Origin of the sequence: Mycolicibacterium chitae (assembly GCF_900637205.1) — a bacterium.
Classification (GTDB): domain Bacteria; phylum Actinomycetota; class Actinomycetes; order Mycobacteriales; family Mycobacteriaceae; genus Mycobacterium; species Mycobacterium chitae.
The window spans coordinates 5,189,711-5,205,627 of the sequence record NZ_LR134355.1; the positions used below are offsets into that span (position 1 = coordinate 5,189,711).

Here is a 15,917-nt window from a genome sequence, read left to right on the forward strand (position 1 = left end):
CGCCGGCTATCCCCAGTAGGCGAAGCTGCAGGTGGGGCGCGGCTCGGTGACGAAGGAGACCAGCTGATCGCCGTTGAAAATGATCGTGCAAATGAGTTCGGTGTCCCCGCCGTCGGCGGTGACTTCCGAGTCGAGCTTTTCGTAGACCGGGTACTCCTTTTCCCACGGCAAGCTCACGTCGGTCTCGGTGTGCTCCGGGCCGTCGTTGATCCGGTAGCGAATCGTCACCGACGCATCGCCCCCGCGGACCGCCATCACCGCGGTACCGACCGGGTCCCCCGTCGGGGCCACCGGCGCCGGACTGTCCACCGGCGACGACGGCGCCGTCACGGTCGCGGCCGCCTCCTCGGCCCGCTCGGCCACCGGCGTGCCGGAGGTACTGCTACAGCCGGTCGCCGCGGCCACGAGAGCGAGGGCACCGACAACCGCACCGACACAGCTGGGCTCACGCATGCCTCAGCTTACGACGGCCGCGGCCGGGTCCCGGACGGAAATTTGCGCTCGGAATCAACGCGGCGTCGCGCGCGTTGGTCTGGTTCATGCCGCTTCACAGCCTGTTTCAACCGTTCACCGTCGGCACGCTGACCGCCCCGAACCGATTCGCAATGGCGCCGATGACCCGGCAGGCCTCGCCCGACGGGGTGCCCGGCCCCGACGTGGCGGAATACTACCGGCGCCGCGCCGCGGGTGGGGTCGGGCTGATCATCACCGAGGGCATCCGCTTGCCGGATCCCGCCGCCGGTTACCCGTTCAGCATTCCGACGCTGGCCGGCGACGACGTGCTGGCCGGGTGGCGGCGCGTCGTCGATGCCGTGCACGGCGCGGGCGCGACCATCGCCGCCCAACTGTGGCATCAGGGCGCCGAACGCAAAGACGACGACGGCGTGGTCACGGTGAGCCCGTCCGGCATCGACGGGCTGGGCCAACCCAAGGGCCGCGCACTGGAGAGCGACGAGCTACCCGAGGTCGCCGACCTGTACGCCCGCGGCGCGGTCACGGCGCGCGAGTTGGGCTTCGATGCCGTCGAACTGCACGGCGCCCACGGCTACCTGCTGGATCAATTCCTCTGGGAGACAACGAACCTGCGAACCGACGGCTACGGCGGAACACTGGCCGGACGGACCCGGTTCCCCGCCGAGGTGGTCGCCGCGGTGCGCGCCGCCGTCGGACCGGATTTCCCGATCATCTTCCGCTTCTCCCAGTGGAAGGGCACCGACTACACGGCCTCGATCGCCGAGGACCCGACCCAGCTGCAGGAACTGCTTGCCCCGCTGGCCGCGGCCGGCGTCGACGTCTTTCATCCTTCGACGCGGCGGCACTACGTGCCGGCGTTCCCTGACCACGACGCCGGATTGAGCCTGGCGGGCTGGACGAAGAAGGTCAGCGGGACGCCGGTAATCGCCGTTGGCTCAGTGGGTTTGGAGACGCAGTTCCGTAGCGAGAAACGCGGTCAGGTCATCCAGCCGGCGCCGGTGGACCGCCTCGTCGAGCAGTTCGACGCCGACGAGTTCGACCTGGTCGCGATCGGGCGCGCGCTGCTGGCCGACCCGGCCTGGGTGAACCGGCTGCGCGACGGGAATCTCTCCGAGTTCACCGGGTACGACCCGGAGATCGCGCTGGCGGCGCTGGCCTGAACCCAAGTGCAGTGGGTTACATCTTCTCCCCGGGCAACTCGCTGGCCTGTTCGATCCAGGACCGCAGCTGGGCCTCGTCCGGCTCGTCGTCCTCGTGGAGGTCGAGGTAGCGCACCTCGGGATGCTTGGAGGCCTTCGGCGGCTCGGGATCCAGCGAGGAGCCGCGGAAGAACTGCAGTTGCACGTACTTGGTGTAGCAGCGAAACGACATGAACCAGCCGTCGTCGCGCAGACCGTAGAACGGCTGATTCCATTTCACGGCCTTGTGCACGTCGGGGACAGTGCGCACGATCAGGGCGTCCAGTCGTTTCCCGACATCGTGTTTCCACTCGGGCATCGCGGCGATGTAATCCTGCACCGGGCCATCGCCATCGCCCTTGGGGATTTGGGGGTTACCGCCCGAAAGTAGCTTGGGCGCGTCGTCGTTCTTCTTGTTCTCTGCCATCGAACTTCGTCCTGTGCGGTCGGTGCCCCTCAGGCGCGCTCGGCTTGCCGCTTCTGCTTCTCCGCGTCGGCCAGCTTTTCCACGGCGTCGGCTTGGGCGCGCTTGCCCGCGGCGGTCTGACGCTTGGTCGCGGCGTCCTCACGCTTGGCGTTGGCGGCCGTCGTGGCGCGCTTCTCCGCGGAGTTGATCCTGCCGAGTTCCTCGCGCTTGGCCGACTCCACCGATTCCTTGCGACGCGCGGCCGCAGTGTCGACCTGACGCTTGGCGGCGGTGGCGCGCTTGCCGGCCGATGCGCCGGCCGCTTTCTTGCGCTGCGCAGCCGTCGCCCGGGCGTCTTCGACCTGGGACTCCGCGGCAGCGCGGGCCTCTTTCCTGTCCTGCACGGCCGCGCTGCGGGCCGCCTCGAGGTCGCCGTCGGCCTCCTGTTTCTTCTCGGCCGCCGAAGTGTCGAGTTCCGCGGCCCGCCCGCGCGCTTCGCTACGCGCGGCCAGGGCGGCTCCCTGGTTCTGCAACTCGGGTTCACCCAGCACGTTGCCGACGGAGGCATCCAGCGCGCCCAGGGTGCGTTCGTAGAGCAGGCGGGCGGGTGCCTCCTCGTCCAGCCGGGACACCACCCGATCTTCGAGCAGCTGCAGCGGCATCCGAGCAAGTTGGTACTGGAATCGCAGCACGGTGCGCGGGAATTCGAGGATTCTCATTGGTAACTCCTGGGTTTCGAGGATCAGGGCTGGTCGGTGCGGTCGGACAGGGCGTCGGCGCGCTCGCGGAGCCGCTCGGCCTCGGCCTGATCCGCGGCGGCGTCCTGCACGTCGCGGCGATGTTCGTCGGCCGCGTCGATGACCTCGCGCGTGACCACCTGGGCATCGGCGCGTTCACGAGCCTCGGCGCCCTTCACCTGCTGACGCGCATCGTGCTCGGCCTTGGCCTTCTGCTGGGCGGCGTCGCGGGCGGCGCTCTGCTCGGCGGCCTGCTTCTGCTCGGCCTGCTGCGCGCTCAGCGCCTGCTCGGCGGCTGCGGCACTGGAGTTGACCGTGCTGCGGGCGGCCGCGCCCTGCTGATGGGCCTGGGCCTCCTGAGCGCGGGCGGCCTGGGCCTCCGCCTCGGCGACGGCCTCTACGGTGTTGGCCTGCTTGCGCTCTTGAGCCTGCACCTGGTCGAGTTGCCCCTCGGCAGTCAACGAATCGTTTCCGGTGACCGCGCCGGCGATCTCCTTGGCCTTGCCTTTGATCGAGTCGATGAGGCCCTTCCGGGCCTGGCCGGCCTTGTCCTGCTCACTCATGCATTCTCCTGTTGCTTTGGGGGACGACGCCGTCCGTGGACGGGCCGTATCTCATCCCGAGTTCGTCGCGACTTGGCCCTTTGCATGCTCGTTTTGCGAGATTTCAAACACGAACCGGGTGTGACGCCAGCTTCGCAGGTGCCCTGCGGCGCGCCTGCCCATTTCCGCTCGTCGGCTGAACAACGTGCTTATCGTTGGCGCCGACGGGGTATCGCTGTGCGGCGCCGCCGGGCGCCGCAGGACCATTCGGAACGCAGGAGGCGGGATGGCGTCGGAGGTAGCCGCGGGGACGCGCGAGGACGGGCAGTCCGACGGCAAGCTCAAGCGGAAGATCACCGGGACACTGCTGTTCCTGTTCATCCTCGGTGACGTGCTCGGCGCGGGCATCTACGCGTTGATGGGGTGCTGGCGGGCAAGGTCGGCGGGGCGCTGTGGGCGCCGTTGCTGGCGGCTCTGCTGTTGGCACTGCTCACCGCGGGTTCCTACGCCGAGTTGGTCACGAAGTATCCGAAGGCCGGCGGGGCCGCGGTGTTCGCCGAGCGCGCGTTCCGACGGCCGATGGTGTCCTTCCTGGTCGGTTTCAGCATGCTCGCCGCAGGCGTGACCAGCGCGGCCGGCCTCTCGTTGGCGTTCGCCGGGGACTACCTGCGCACCTTCATCGACGTGCCGCCGGTGGCGGCGGCCGTGGTCTTTCTCGCCCTGGTCGCGGCCCTGAACGCCCGCGGGATCAGCGAGTCGGTCAAGAGCAACGTCGTCATGACAATCATCGAACTGACCGGCCTGCTCATCGTCATCATCGCCGGTGCGGTGGTCCTCGGCGGCGGCCGCGGCGACATCGGCCGGCTCACCGAATTTCCCCCGGACTCCGTTCCGGCCCTGGCCATTCTGGCCGGTGCGATCATCGCCTACTACTCGTTCGTCGGGTTCGAGACCTCCGCCAACGTCGCCGAGGAGATCCGCGACCCGAGCAAGGTGTACCCGACCGCGCTGTTCGGCGCGCTGATCGCCGCCGGTGTCGTCTACGTGCTGGTCGGGATCGCCAGTTCGGTGGTCCTGTCGCCCGCCGACCTGGCCGATTCCTCCGGCCCCCTGCTGGATGTCGTGTCCGCCTCGGGGCTGGGGGTACCCGACTGGGCCTTCAGCGCGATCGCCCTGATCGCCGTCGCCAACGGGGCGCTGCTGACCATGATCATGGCCAGCCGACTCGCGTACGGCATGGCCGAGCACGGCCTGCTGCCCACCGCCCTGAGCCGCGTCCTGCCCAAGCGCCGGACACCCTGGGTGGCAATCGTTTCCACGACCGCGGTGGCGATGTTGCTCACCTTGGTCGGCGACCTGTCGACGCTGGCCGAAACGGTGGTCCTGCTGCTGCTGTTCGTCTTCATCTCGACCAACGTCGCGGTCCTGGTACTGCGCCGGGATCCGGTCGAGCACAACCACTTCCGGGTGTGGACTGCCGTGCCCGTCCTGGGCGTCGCGTCGTGCCTGCTGTTGCTGAGCCAACAGACCGCCAAGGTGTGGTTGTTCGGGGCCATCCTGCTGGCCGTGGGCGTGGTGTTGTACTACGTGGCGCGAGCCACCCCGCGGCACGGCGCGGGCGCTGCAGCGGACTAGCCGTTTCGGCCGTTCGCCTGCAGTTTCGTTGCACAGCGAGTACCGTGGGTGCCGGTTCAGCAGCAGCCATCCGGGTCGCGATCGCGACAGGCCGCGGCCCGTAATTTCGAGAACGCGGCGATGGGCTGGTGTGAGATGACAAGAATATTGACGGTAGAGGCGTTGGGGCGGCGCAGCCGGCGACGGGCAGGTCCGTCGCCCGTTTCCTTTCGCCGCGCAACCGACGAAATCGCCACGGACTGGACCGATCTCGACACCGCCCGGGTCCTGGTCTCCGGTGACATCGATGCGGGCCGCACCGACGAGATCAGTTCCTACGTGCTGAACAAGGTGTTGCTCTGCCACCGACTGGTGCTCGACCTCACGCGGGTCCGGTTCTTCTCCTGCGACGGGTACGCGATGATCAAGACGTTGGAACAGCGCTGCGCGCTGGCCGCGGTCGAACTCAAGGTGCTGTACGGCCCCCACGCAGCCCGGGCGGTGCGGATCTGTGAACAGGCGGACCGGCACGCGTCCGTTGCTACAAGCTGACCGCGGCCGGTCGTCAGCTGCCCCGGCTGTCGATGACCCGCTGCGCGACCTCGGTCAGCTTGGTGTGGGTCTCCTGCGACAACTGCCCGTTTGGTCGGTGACGGTAACGGGAACCATCTGCTCCAGTGCAGTCACAAGCAAAGAGAGCCGAAATGCAACCGAAATCCGAGGCAGACGCGCCGATCGGTGAACTGCTCACCCAGTTGTCCGCTCAGACGTCGCGGTTGGTGCGCGACGAGATGCGGTTGGCGCAAAAGGAATTCACCGAATCCGCGAAGCACGCGGGGGTCGGCGCCGGTCTGCTCAGCGGGGCCGGGATCGCCGCACTGTTCGGGCTCGCGGCGTTGATCACCGCCGCGATCGCCGCCCTGTCGCTGGTGCTGCCGGTGTGGGCGGCCGCCCTGATTGTGGCCGCGGCCCTGTTCGTCGTGGCCGGCATTGCGGCAATGGTCAGCAAGAAACAACTGGAGCAGGCTTCGCCCACGCCGGAGCGCACCGTTGCCAACGTCAAGCAGGACATCGACGAAGTCAAGGACGAGATGAAGGGCCGCGCCCCATGACCACTCCCGAGAACAAGCCCCCGAACCACAACGGCGAACCGGGTCCGGACGCCGGCGTCGACGAGATCCAGGCCGACATCGAGAAGACCCGCGACGAACTCGGCGAGACGGTATCGGCGCTGGCGGCCAAGGTCGATGTGAAGGCCCGCGCCGAGGAGAAGGTCGCCGAGACCAAGGACCGCGTCGTTACCCAGGCCCAGGCGGCCAAGCCGGCCGTGCCGTACGCGGCGGTGGTTGCCGTCGTCGTCGCGGTGCTGGGCGCCCTGTGGTGGCGACGCCGCCGTTGAGCACAGTGAAAGGGATGCGTTCCATGAGTACGTCCGCGAAGATCCTGTACCGCCCGGTGGGGCTGGCCAGTTCGATGATCGGTGGCCTGCTTGCCGGCGTCATCTTCAAGCAGGTGTGGAAGCGGGCCTCCCCCGGCGACAACTCCGACCCGCCGAAGCCGTTGGAGACCGAGTACCCATTCCGGGAGATCCTGCTGGCCGCGGCCGTGCAGGGGGCGATCTTTTCGGTGGTCAAGACCGTGATCGATCGTCAGGGTGCGCGCCTGTTCGAGAAGGCCACCGGGGAGTGGCCGGGTAGCTGAGTCCCCCGCCCGCTTCGAGTATCAACTACTTGTCATGCTGGAGGCCGCGGGCTACGGTCTGATGCTGTAGCCGGTGCGCAGCCCTGCGCCGGCGTTCCAGCGGTAATGACTTGGCAGAGGAGCGGGCATGGCTCGGTTTCCCAAACCGGCTGAAGGCAGTTGGACACAGCACTATCCCGACCTGGGCACCGAACCGGTGTCCTACGAGGACTCGATCAGTCCCGAGATCTACGAACTCGAACGCCAGGCGATCTTCAAGCGCGCCTGGCTCAACGTGGGCCGCGTCGAGCAGGTGCCCCGCACCGGCAGCTACTTCACCAAGGAGATGAAGGCTGCCAACACGTCAATCATCATCGTGCGCAACAAGTCCGGCGAGATCAACGCGTTCCACAACGTGTGCCGGCACCGCGGCAACAAGCTGGTCTGGGACGATATGCCGCTCGAGGACACCAGCGGCATGTGCCGGCAATTCATCTGCAAGTACCACGCCTGGCGCTACGACCTGGACGGCAACCTCACCTACGTCCAGCAGGAAGAGGAATTCTTCGACCTGGACAAGAGTCGCTACGGCCTGGTGCCGGTCCACTGCGAGGTCTGGGAGGGGTTCATCTTCGTCAACTTCGCCCAGACTCCGGAGCAGACGCTGCGCGAGTTCCTCGGCCCGATGATCACCGACCTGGAGGGCTACCCCTTCGACAAGCTGACCTCGCGGTTCACCTACCGCTCCGAGGTGAACGCGAACTGGAAGCTCTACATGGACGCGTTCCAGGAGTTCTATCACGCCCCGGTGCTGCATGCGAACCAGTCGCCGACGGCCTATTCCAAGGCCGCCGCCGAGGCCGGCTTCGAGGCGCCGCACTACCGCATCGAGGGCCCGCACCGCGTGGTCAGCACCTCCGGGGTGCGGGTCTGGGAGATGGCCGACGAGATGCGCAAGCCCATCGAGGACATCTGTCAGAGCGGCCTGTTCGGCCCTTGGGATCCACCGGATCTCGGCGAGATGCCGCCGGGGCTCAACCCAGCCAAGTGCGACCCGTGGGGCCTGGATTCGTTCCAGCTGTTCCCCAACTTCGTGATCCTGTTCTGGGGCCAAGGCTGGTACCTGACCTACCACTACTGGCCGACGTCGTTCAACACCCACACCTTCGAGTGCACGCTGTACTTCCCGCAACCCCGGACCCCGCGCGAACGACTCGGCCAGGAGTTGGCCGCGGCCTCGTTCAAGGAATACGGCCTGCAGGACGCGAACACCCTGGAGGCCACCCAATCCGCCATCGAGTCGCGCGGGGTGCAGGAATTCCACCTGTGCGATCAGGAGATCCTGCTGCGGCACCTGCACAAGGAGACCGCCACCTGGATCGAGGACTACCAGCGCACGACCGCCGGAGCGGGAGCGCGATGACCAACATTCTCCCCCCGGAATTCGCCGACCTGGAACAGTTCTCGGACTGGGCCTTGGGTTCGGAACCGCAGCGTTACGCAAAACGCCTGGGCAGCACCATGAGCGAGATGCAGGCCTTCTACGACGCCGTCACCGCCCGCGCCGAGGAGGCCATCTCCTACTGCGACAAGTTCACCCTCGACGACATGCCCGAGGACGTGCTCAACCTGATGCACCTGCTGTATTCGATGGTCACGGTGTCCTTCCCGGTCGAATGCTGGAAGCAGCCGCGCGTCCCCGATTCCGGGGCCACCGCGTTGGACTGCGTCGCCGAGCCCGTCCCGTGAGCGGACCCGCGACGACGGTTCTGCGCGCGGCCCGTTGGGTCGATGTCGCCGCAGGGCAGGTGCGCTCGCCGGCGGTGATCGTGATCGAGGGCAACCGCATCACCGCCGTCAATCCCGAAGGGCCGGTGCCGGATACGGCCACCGAGATCGACCTCGGCGATGTGACGCTGCTGCCCGGCCTGATGGACATGGAACTCAACCTGCTCATCGGCGGCCCCGGCAGCCCCGAGGGTCTGCCGACCCCGATGCACGGCGTGCAGGACGACCCGGCCTACCGGACGCTGCGCGGGGCCGTGAACGCACGGACCACCCTGGATGCCGGGTTCACGACGGTGCGCAACCTCGGCCTGATGGTCAAGACCGGCGGGTATCTGCTGGACGTGGCCCTGCAGCGGGCCATCGACCAGGGCTGGCACGCCGGGCCGCGGATCTATCCCGCCGGCCACGCCGTCACCCCCTACGGCGGCCACCTGGATCCCACGGTGTTCCAGCGGTTGGCGCCGGGCATCATGCCGCTGACCGTGGCCGAGGGCATCGCCAACGGGGTGCCCGACGTGATCGCCTGCGTGCGTTACCAGATCCGCCACGGCGCCAAGCTGATCAAGGTCTCGGCCTCCGGCGGCGTGATGTCGCACAGCACCGCACCCGGCGCGCAGCAGTACTCGGACGCCGAGTTCGCCGCCATTGCCGACGAGGCCCACCGCGCCGGGGTGCGGGTGGCCGCCCATGCCGTCGGCGACACCGCGATCCAGGCCTGCATCCGGGCCGGGATCGACTGCATCGAACACGGGTTCCTCGCCAGCGACGAGACTTTGCAGATGATGGTCGACCACGGCACCTTCCTGGTGTCGACGACCTACCTGACCGATGCGATGGCCATCGACCGGATCGCCCCGGAGCTCCGCAAGAAGGCCCTCGACGTCTTCCCCAAGGCGAAGTCGATGCTGCCCAAGGCCATTGCCGCGGGCGTCAAGATCGCCTGCGGCACCGACGCCCCCGCGATCCCGCACGGGCAGAACGCCAAGGAGTTGGTCGCGCTCGTCGAACGGGGCATGACCCCGATGCAGGCGCTGCAGGCGGCGACCGTCACCAGCGCCGAGCTGATCGACGCCGAGGACCTCGGCCACCTCGAGGCCGGCTACCTCGCCGACATCATCGCCGTGCCGGGGGACCCCAGCGCCGACATCGCGGCCACCCTGGACGTCCGGTTCGTGATGAAGGATGGCGACGTGGTCAAGCGCACCGGGTGAGGTGCGCTAGCGTCGGGAGACCGGGCAGGAGGCGGGCATGGAACTCACCGACAACACGTTGTGGCTGCTGAAGCAGGCCTTCTATTTCTCGTTGACCTCGGTGAACGACGCGGTCAAGCCGCACGGCGTGAGCACCGCGCAGATCGGTGTGCTGCGGCAGCTGGCCAACGAGCCGGGCCTGTCCGGTGCCGAACTGGCGCGCCGGTTGTTGATCACCCCGCAGGGCGTCCAGTTGGCGCTCAACGCCCTGGAGAAGCGCGGGCTCGTCGAGCGCAAGCAGGACCCCGAGCACGGCCGCATCCGGCAGGTGTTCCTCACCGACGAGGGCCGCGCCGTGGCGGGCGCGGTCGTCAGCGACGCCATCGCGGCCCACGAACGGGTGTTCGGCGTGCTGAGCCCCGACGAGCAACAGCAGCTTCGGGCGCTGCTCGCCCGCATCGTCGAACAGGGCACCGGACACACCCTGTTCACCGACCACGTCGACTCCTAAAACAAGAGGCCGGTCGCCGGTTGCGGCGCACCCTTGAAACTTATAACAAGTACTTGATATTCTTCTCGGGATGCCACCCCTGACCCCACCCGCCGATACGGCCGCCGCGGTGACCCCGTCGACTTCGAACGGTTTCACCCCGCTGCGGGTCAAACGCGTCGTGCGCGAGACCGCCGACGCGGTCTCCCTGGTCCTCGACGTGCCCGACGGTGAGCGCGGGCGATTCGCCTACCGCGCCGGGCAGTTCGTCACGCTGCGGGTGTGCATCGACGGCGAGGAACATCAGCGGTGCTACTCCATGTCGTCGTGCCCCGCGCTGGAACCCGACTTGCAGATCACCGTCAAGCGTGACCGCGGCGGCCTGGTCTCCAACTGGCTCAACGACACCGCAGAGGTCGGTAGCGAATACACCGCCGCGCCGCCGGAGGGCCGCTTCGTGCTGACCGCCGGCGAACGCGAGGTGGTTGCCTTCGCCGGCGGCAGCGGCATCACGCCGGTGTTCTCGCTGCTGCGCTCCGCGCTGAGCGCCACCGCGCGCCGCACCGGTCTGTACTACGCCAACCGCGACCGCGACTCGGTGATCTTCGGAGAATCCCTGTCCCAGTTGGTCGCTCAGCACGCCGACCGGTTCACGCTGCACCAGCACCTCGACGCCGCCGACGGCGTGGTGACCGCCCGCCACGTCGCCGACTTCATGGCCGGACGCGGCGAGGCCGAGGTGTACGTGTGCGGGCCCACGCCCTTCATGGACACCGTCGAGGCGGCGCTGCTCGACCTCGGTGTCCCCGAGGAGCGCATCCACCTCGAACGCTTCACGCCGGTCGCGGCGCCGGCCCCGGAAACCAACGGGGCCGCCGTCACCGAAGAGGTGACCATCGAACTCGGGCGCACCACGGTGACCCAGCCCTACCGGGCCGGCAACACGCTGCTCCAGACGGCCCGGCTGGCCGGCCTGAAGGCGCCGTCGTCGTGTGAAACCGGTTCGTGCGGAACCTGTATGGCGCAGGTGACCGAGGGCTCGGCGCGGATGCTCAACAACGACGCCCTCGACGACGACGAGGTGGCCGAGGGCTGGGTGGTCACCTGCCAGGCGCTGCCCACGAGTCCCACGGTGCGGGTGGTCTACGAATGACCGGCAGCGAAAGGAAGGACCGGCGATGACCCGGGTGGCGGTGGTGACCGGCGGGGGTTCCGGGATGGGCGAGGCGACCTGCCACGAGCTGGGCCGGCGCGGTCACGCGGTGGCCGTCGTCGACGTGAATCTCGATGCGGCGCAGCGGGTCACCGAGGATCTCCGCCGCGGCGGGGTGCGGGCCTCGGCCATCCAGGCCGACGTCACCGACCGCGCCCGCGTGGAGGATGCGTTCGCCGAGATCCGCACCGGACTCGGCCCGGTCGAGATCCTGGTGACCAGCGCCGGGCTGTTCGGCTTCGCCTCCTTCGCCGACATCACCGTCGAGGCCTGGCAGCGGATGATCGACGTCAACCTCACCGGCACATTCCACTGCTGCCAGGTGGCGCTGCCCGACATGGTCGCCGCGAAATGGGGCCGCATCGTGCTGATCTCGTCGTCGAGCGCGCAGCGCGGGACCCCGTTCGCCGCGCATTACGCCTCCTCCAAGGGCGCGCTGCTGACCCTGACGAAATCACTGGCCCGCGAGTACGCCACGGACGGCATCACGGTCAACAACATCCCGCCGTCGGGCATCGAGACCCCGATGCAGCATCAGTCCCAGGCCAACGGCTACCTGCCCGACAACGAGACCATCGCCGCCAACATCCCGATGGGCCGACTCGGCACCGGCGCGGACATCGCCGCCGCTGTCGGGTTCTTGTGCTCGGAGGAGGCCGGCTTCATCACCGGCCAAACCCTCGGTGTCAACGGCGGTTCCGTGATGTGAGTTTGCTTCTCCCGATGTCATCCCACCACTAGTCCCACGGAGGTTCGCATGGCGACACAATGGCCCAAGCCGGCCGAAGGTTCCTGGACCGAGCACTACCCGGAACTCGGCACGGGTCCGATCTCGTTCCGCGACTCGATCTCGCCGGAGTTCTACGCCGACGAGCGGGAGGCGATCTTCAAGCGGGCGTGGCTGAACCTCAGCCGCGTGGAGGAGACACCCGAGCCCGGCAGCTACATCACCCGGCAGGTGGAGGCCGCCGACGCGTCGCTGATCCTGGTCAAGGACGGGCACGGCCGGATCCGCGCCTTCCACAACACCTGCCGGCGGCGCGGCCACCCGGTGGTGGCCGTCGACTACCGGGCCACCGAACTGCGCGGCACCGGAGACGAATTCACCTGTCAGCACTGCGGCTGGCGCTACGGGCTCGACGGGACGCTGCGGTCCATCCCGGAGCCGGACCACTTCGCGGATCTGGATCTCGCCGACTTCGGCCTGGCCGCGGTGCACTGCGACGTCTGGGCCGGCTTCGTGTTCGTCAACTTCGACGAGAACCCGCGCCAGACGCTGCGGGAGTTCCTGGGCCCCATGGTCACCGGCCTCGACGACTACCCCTTCGACAAGCTCACCGAGCGCTACGACTGGGTGGCCCACAACAACAGCAACTGGAAGATCTTCGCCGACGCCTTCCAGGAGTACTACCACGTGCCGGCGCTGCACACCCAGCAGGTCCCGCCGGAGGTGCGCAACCCCGGCGCGGGGTTCACCTGCGGACACTTCCAACTCGACGGCCCGCACCGCGTGGTCTCCACCGCGGGCACCCGGCGCTGGCTGCTCGCACCGGAGTACATGTACCCCATCGAGCGCGCGACCCGCAGCGGACTCGTCGGTCCCTGGCGCACGCCGGATATCGGGGAACTGCCCGCCGGGCTCAACCCGGGCGGGATCGAACCGTGGGGGATCAGCAACTTCCAGATCTTCCCGAACCTGGAGATCCTCATCTACGGCGGCTGGTACCTGGTGTACCGGTACTGGCCCACGTCGTACAACACGCACCGCTACGAGGCCTTCACCTACTTCCACCCGGCCCGGACGGTGCGCGAACGGATCGAACACGAGGTCGCCGCGGTGGTGCTCAAGGAGTTCGCGTTGCAGGACGCCGGGATGCTGGGCGGTACCCAGGCCGCGCTCCAGTACGACGTCGTCGACGAGTTCCCGGTCAACGACCAGGAGATCCTGGTCCGGCATCTGCACAAGACCGCGGTCGACTGGGTGACGGACTACCAGCGCGAGCAGACCCCGGCAGGAGCGCAGCAATGACCAGCCCCCGCCTACCCAGTGCATTCGCCGAGCTGGAGCCATTCGCCGAAACCTGGTGCCTGCCAACGGAGACCGAGCGGTGGAACCAGCGGCTGTCGAGCCCGATGCCGGCGCTGCAGGAGTTCTACGATGCGTTCTTCCCGCGCGTCGAAGAGGCCATCGAGTACTGCGACAAGTTCCCGCTCGACGACGTTCCCGAGGATGCCCTGAACCTGCTGCACCTCATCTATTCGCTGGTGATGGTGGCCATGGCGGTGGAGATCATGCACCAGCCCGCCCCCGTCGACTCCGCCGACGCGGTGATGATCCGCACCGGCGATCCCCGTCCATGACTCCCCCGATCTCGACTCCCCGATCTGCGAAAGGCCACCCCGCATGAGCGTGTTGACCATCAACAAACTGACCTCGTCCGTCGGCGCCGAGGTGGTCGGCGTCGACCCCGACCAACTCGCCACCGACGACGGCCTGGGCGCCGCGGTGCTCGACGCCCTGGAGGACAACGGCGTGCTGGTCTTCCGCGGCCTGCACCTGAATCCCGAGGCGCAGGTGGCCTTCTCCGAGCGGCTGGGGCAGGTCGACCGGTCCGCCGACGGCCACCATCCGGTCTCCGGCATCTACCCGATCACCCTGGACCGCAAGAAGAACAGCGCCGCCGAGTACCTCAAGGCCACCTTCGACTGGCACATCGACGGCTGCACACCGCTGAGCGACGAATGCCCGCAGAAGGCGACGGTGCTCTCGGCCGTGCAGGTCGCGACCCAGGGCGGGGAGACCGAGTTCGCCAACTCGTATGCGGCCTACGACGCGCTGAGCCCGGCCGAGCAGAAGCATTACGAGACCCTGCGGGTGGTGCACTCCCTGGAGGCCTCCCAGCGCCGGGTCTACCCGAACCCGACCGACGAACAGCTGGCCCGCTGGAAGAGCCGCACCATCCACGAGCATCCGTTGGTGTGGACGCACCGCAGCGGCCGAAAGTCGTTGGTGCTGGGCGCCTCCGCGGACTACATCCAGGGCATGGACCTGGACGAGGGTCGCGCGCTGCTCGACGAGCTGCTGGCGCATGCCACCGCGCCGGACCGGGTGTACAGCCACAACTGGTCGGTGGGCGACACCGTCATCTGGGACAACCAGGGCGTGCTGCACCGCGCGGCGCCGTATGACCCCGATTCCCCGCGGGAGATGCTGCGCACCACGGTGCTCGGGAACGAGCCCATCCAGTAAGGGGCGGCGGCGCGGTCGTCGCTGTAGGTGATCCACGTCTCCGGACCGCCCCTCGATCGAATGGCGTCATCCTCGGGTGACGGATATCCACAGGGTGACTGAGGGACACGCCCCAGCTGTGTATGACTGTCGCCCCAAGGTGACGGGTTTCGGTCGAAGAACCGCGTGGTATTGGCCTTTGCCGCGGCTACGATGCGGACATGCGTGCCACGATCCGTATCGACGATGATCTGTACGAGGAGGTCAAGGCTCGGGCGGCAGAATCGGGGCGCACGGTGGCGGCAGTGCTTCAGGACGCTGTTCGGCTCGGGCTCACCGCCGACGCCGCACCGCGAGCGCATCGCTATCAGGTAAAGCCGATCGGTAGCGGAGGATTGCGAGCCGGCGTCGACTTGTCGTACAACGCAGCACTCGCCGAACTCCAGGATAACGACGTGCCCTGAACCGCAGCGGTGGAAAAGTCAGTACCGTTCGGGTGCGCTACGGAATCAGTCCACGCAGCCTTGCTCGAGATACCGACTCGAACCTCGTGCCCGTGCCGAGCTTGGTGGCGGCGCTGCGCAGGTAGCTCTTCACCGTCTCGGGTCGCAGCGAAAGGCGTTCGGCGGCCTCGGCATTCGTGCATCCCAGGGCGACCTGCGCCAGCACGTCGCGCTCCCGGGGAGTCAGCGACACCTGCTCGGGGCGCGGGTCGCCGGCGAGTTGTTCGGCCAAGCGCTGCAACTGGTTTCGCATCCCCGGCTCGGCGTCGGCGGCCAGCCGTCGCAGCTCGGCGTAGACCTCGCGGATCACCTCCGGGCTCACCGCGCTGGCGGCGTGCGCCTCGCGCAGCCGCAGCCGGCGGTCCACCTCGTCGCGGATCCGCAGTTCGTCAGCGAGCCGGCGGCCCGAGTCGATCATCAGGTCCACGGCGCGGCCGCCGATGGGCGCCTTGGACCGGTAGGCCCCGTAGAGCATGGCCCGCGCGACGCCGTCCACGACCACGGGCACGGCCAGCACCGATCCGATGCCCTCGCTCAGGACGGGGACGTCGTAGTCGTGGGTGATGGTCGAGGCGTTGCGGTAGTCGGCCACCGACAGCGGGCGGCCGGCGACCATGCTGGCCCCGCCCAGACCCGAACTCGGGCGCACCACCACCCCGCGCAACAACCCCGTCCGGGTCCCGACGAACTCGCTGAGCACCAGGCCGTCGCCGTGCACCTCGCCGCCGAACAGCACCGGGATGCCGCCGCGGGTGGCGAGTTGGCGCAACTCGGCCCGCAAGACGTCGGTGTCGCGGGGACGCAGCACCGCCGAACCGGTGGACATCGGACAATCCCCTCTTTCGGGGGTAGCGGGCGGACGAGTGTGACATA

At 68.3% G+C, this 15,917-nt stretch carries 20 protein-coding genes and 1 pseudogene; 16 read left to right on the plus strand and 5 right to left on the minus strand.

Translation table 11 applies throughout. The features are described 5' to 3' along the window. Positions 1-6: 6 nt before the first annotated feature. Positions 7-405, minus strand: coding sequence for a hypothetical protein (locus EL338_RS24670; protein WP_235666288.1), 399 nt, complete (start codon positions 403-405; stop codon positions 7-9). Between the two features lie 134 nt (positions 406-539). On the opposite strand from EL338_RS24670, the gene EL338_RS24675 reads away from it, so the two are divergent. Next, positions 540-1,634, plus strand: a complete 1,095-nt coding sequence (locus EL338_RS24675; protein WP_126336158.1) for an NADH:flavin oxidoreductase — start codon at positions 540-542, stop codon at positions 1,632-1,634. Between the two features lie 16 nt (positions 1,635-1,650). Here EL338_RS24675 and EL338_RS24680 read toward each other — a convergent pair whose 3' ends face one another. From EL338_RS24680 to EL338_RS24690, 3 genes are read right to left on the minus strand one after another with little or no spacing between them, the layout of a single operon-like run. Then, positions 1,651-2,079: a DUF1801 domain-containing protein gene (locus EL338_RS24680; RefSeq protein WP_126336160.1), complete on the minus strand. Its 429-nt coding sequence runs from the start codon at positions 2,077-2,079 to the stop codon at positions 1,651-1,653. Between the two features lie 29 nt (positions 2,080-2,108). Then, entirely contained in the window at positions 2,109-2,777 is a 669-nt protein-coding gene (locus tag EL338_RS24685) for an IF2 family translation initiation factor (protein WP_126336162.1), read from the minus strand. Between the two features lie 23 nt (positions 2,778-2,800). After that, positions 2,801-3,358: a CsbD family protein gene (locus EL338_RS24690; protein WP_126336164.1), complete on the minus strand. Its 558-nt coding sequence runs from the start codon at positions 3,356-3,358 to the stop codon at positions 2,801-2,803. Positions 3,359-3,623: 265 nt separating this feature from the next. On the opposite strand from EL338_RS24690, the pseudogene EL338_RS24695 reads away from it, so the two are divergent. The 15 genes and pseudogenes from EL338_RS24695 (at position 3,624) to EL338_RS24765 (ending at position 15,005) form a co-directional block, all read left to right on the plus strand. Further along, positions 3,624-4,972 (plus strand): annotated as a pseudogene (locus EL338_RS24695) (APC family permease). A gap of 48 nt (positions 4,973-5,020) precedes the next feature. Next, complete coding sequence (locus EL338_RS24700; RefSeq protein WP_126336165.1) at positions 5,021-5,503, plus strand: STAS domain-containing protein; 483 nt, start codon at positions 5,021-5,023, stop codon at positions 5,501-5,503. A gap of 152 nt (positions 5,504-5,655) precedes the next feature. After that, a complete protein-coding gene (locus EL338_RS24705; RefSeq protein WP_126336167.1) occupies positions 5,656-6,063 on the plus strand; it encodes a phage holin family protein in 408 nt (135 codons plus the stop codon). After that, a complete protein-coding gene (locus EL338_RS24710) occupies positions 6,060-6,350 on the plus strand; it encodes a DUF3618 domain-containing protein (protein WP_126336169.1) in 291 nt (96 codons plus the stop codon). Before EL338_RS24705 ends, EL338_RS24710 begins: the two co-directional genes overlap by 4 nt. A 23-nt stretch (positions 6,351-6,373) precedes the next feature. Beyond that, on the plus strand, positions 6,374-6,652 hold the full coding sequence (locus EL338_RS24715; RefSeq protein WP_235666289.1) for a DUF4235 domain-containing protein: 279 nt from the start codon (positions 6,374-6,376) through the stop codon (positions 6,650-6,652). A 127-nt stretch (positions 6,653-6,779) separates the two neighbouring features. Beyond that, positions 6,780-8,054, plus strand: coding sequence for an aromatic ring-hydroxylating oxygenase subunit alpha (locus EL338_RS24720; protein WP_126336171.1), 1,275 nt, complete (start codon positions 6,780-6,782; stop codon positions 8,052-8,054). Further along, positions 8,051-8,380, plus strand: coding sequence for a hypothetical protein (locus tag EL338_RS24725; protein ID WP_126336173.1), 330 nt, complete (start codon positions 8,051-8,053; stop codon positions 8,378-8,380). The genes EL338_RS24720 and EL338_RS24725 overlap by 4 nt, the downstream gene beginning before the upstream one ends. Next, complete coding sequence (locus EL338_RS24730) at positions 8,377-9,630, plus strand: metal-dependent hydrolase family protein (RefSeq protein WP_126336175.1); 1,254 nt, start codon at positions 8,377-8,379, stop codon at positions 9,628-9,630. The genes EL338_RS24725 and EL338_RS24730 overlap by 4 nt, the downstream gene beginning before the upstream one ends. Positions 9,631-9,667: 37 nt before the next feature. Then, on the plus strand, positions 9,668-10,120 hold the full coding sequence (locus tag EL338_RS24735) for a MarR family winged helix-turn-helix transcriptional regulator (RefSeq protein WP_126336177.1): 453 nt from the start codon (positions 9,668-9,670) through the stop codon (positions 10,118-10,120). A 70-nt stretch (positions 10,121-10,190) separates the two neighbouring features. Continuing rightward, positions 10,191-11,252: a ferredoxin--NADP reductase gene (locus EL338_RS24740; RefSeq protein WP_126336179.1), complete on the plus strand. Its 1,062-nt coding sequence runs from the start codon at positions 10,191-10,193 to the stop codon at positions 11,250-11,252. Positions 11,253-11,277: 25 nt separating this feature from the next. Then, positions 11,278-12,021, plus strand: a complete 744-nt coding sequence (locus tag EL338_RS24745; RefSeq protein ID WP_126336181.1) for an SDR family NAD(P)-dependent oxidoreductase — start codon at positions 11,278-11,280, stop codon at positions 12,019-12,021. Between the two features lie 48 nt (positions 12,022-12,069). Next, entirely contained in the window at positions 12,070-13,341 is a 1,272-nt protein-coding gene (locus EL338_RS24750) for an aromatic ring-hydroxylating oxygenase subunit alpha (protein ID WP_126336183.1), read from the plus strand. Next, positions 13,338-13,673 (plus strand): hypothetical protein, encoded by a 336-nt coding sequence (locus EL338_RS24755; RefSeq protein WP_126336185.1) that lies wholly within the window; start codon positions 13,338-13,340, stop codon positions 13,671-13,673. Before EL338_RS24750 ends, EL338_RS24755 begins: the two co-directional genes overlap by 4 nt. A 43-nt stretch (positions 13,674-13,716) precedes the next feature. Continuing rightward, positions 13,717-14,562: a TauD/TfdA dioxygenase family protein gene (locus EL338_RS24760; RefSeq protein WP_126336186.1), complete on the plus strand. Its 846-nt coding sequence runs from the start codon at positions 13,717-13,719 to the stop codon at positions 14,560-14,562. A gap of 200 nt (positions 14,563-14,762) precedes the next feature. After that, complete coding sequence (locus EL338_RS24765; protein ID WP_126336187.1) at positions 14,763-15,005, plus strand: ribbon-helix-helix protein, CopG family; 243 nt, start codon at positions 14,763-14,765, stop codon at positions 15,003-15,005. Positions 15,006-15,042: 37 nt separating this feature from the next. On the opposite strand, the gene EL338_RS24770 is transcribed toward EL338_RS24765, so the two are convergent. Further along, complete coding sequence (locus tag EL338_RS24770; RefSeq protein WP_126336189.1) at positions 15,043-15,870, minus strand: helix-turn-helix transcriptional regulator; 828 nt, start codon at positions 15,868-15,870, stop codon at positions 15,043-15,045. Positions 15,871-15,917 lie beyond the last annotated feature (47 nt).

Bases quoted from the DNA above. Each gene is read 5' to 3' on its own strand.
- EL338_RS24675 (WP_126336158.1), top strand. From the start codon at position 540: ATGCCGCTTCACAGCCTGTTTCAACCGTTCACCGTCGGCACGCTGACC.
- EL338_RS24680 (WP_126336160.1), bottom strand. From the start codon at position 2,079: ATGGCAGAGAACAAGAAGAACGACGACGCGCCCAAGCTACTTTCGGGC.
- EL338_RS24685 (WP_126336162.1), bottom strand. From the start codon at position 2,777: ATGAGAATCCTCGAATTCCCGCGCACCGTGCTGCGATTCCAGTACCAA.
- EL338_RS24690 (WP_126336164.1), bottom strand. From the start codon at position 3,358: ATGAGTGAGCAGGACAAGGCCGGCCAGGCCCGGAAGGGCCTCATCGAC.
- EL338_RS24705 (WP_126336167.1), top strand. From the start codon at position 5,656: ATGCAACCGAAATCCGAGGCAGACGCGCCGATCGGTGAACTGCTCACC.
- EL338_RS24710 (WP_126336169.1), top strand. From the start codon at position 6,060: ATGACCACTCCCGAGAACAAGCCCCCGAACCACAACGGCGAACCGGGT.
- EL338_RS24715 (WP_235666289.1), top strand. From the start codon at position 6,374: ATGAGTACGTCCGCGAAGATCCTGTACCGCCCGGTGGGGCTGGCCAGT.
- EL338_RS24720 (WP_126336171.1), top strand. From the start codon at position 6,780: ATGGCTCGGTTTCCCAAACCGGCTGAAGGCAGTTGGACACAGCACTAT.
- EL338_RS24725 (WP_126336173.1), top strand. From the start codon at position 8,051: ATGACCAACATTCTCCCCCCGGAATTCGCCGACCTGGAACAGTTCTCG.
- EL338_RS24735 (WP_126336177.1), top strand. From the start codon at position 9,668: ATGGAACTCACCGACAACACGTTGTGGCTGCTGAAGCAGGCCTTCTAT.
- EL338_RS24740 (WP_126336179.1), top strand. From the start codon at position 10,191: ATGCCACCCCTGACCCCACCCGCCGATACGGCCGCCGCGGTGACCCCG.
- EL338_RS24745 (WP_126336181.1), top strand. From the start codon at position 11,278: ATGACCCGGGTGGCGGTGGTGACCGGCGGGGGTTCCGGGATGGGCGAG.
- EL338_RS24750 (WP_126336183.1), top strand. From the start codon at position 12,070: ATGGCGACACAATGGCCCAAGCCGGCCGAAGGTTCCTGGACCGAGCAC.
- EL338_RS24755 (WP_126336185.1), top strand. From the start codon at position 13,338: ATGACCAGCCCCCGCCTACCCAGTGCATTCGCCGAGCTGGAGCCATTC.
- EL338_RS24760 (WP_126336186.1), top strand. From the start codon at position 13,717: ATGAGCGTGTTGACCATCAACAAACTGACCTCGTCCGTCGGCGCCGAG.
- EL338_RS24765 (WP_126336187.1), top strand. From the start codon at position 14,763: ATGCGTGCCACGATCCGTATCGACGATGATCTGTACGAGGAGGTCAAG.
- EL338_RS24770 (WP_126336189.1), bottom strand. From the start codon at position 15,870: ATGTCCACCGGTTCGGCGGTGCTGCGTCCCCGCGACACCGACGTCTTG.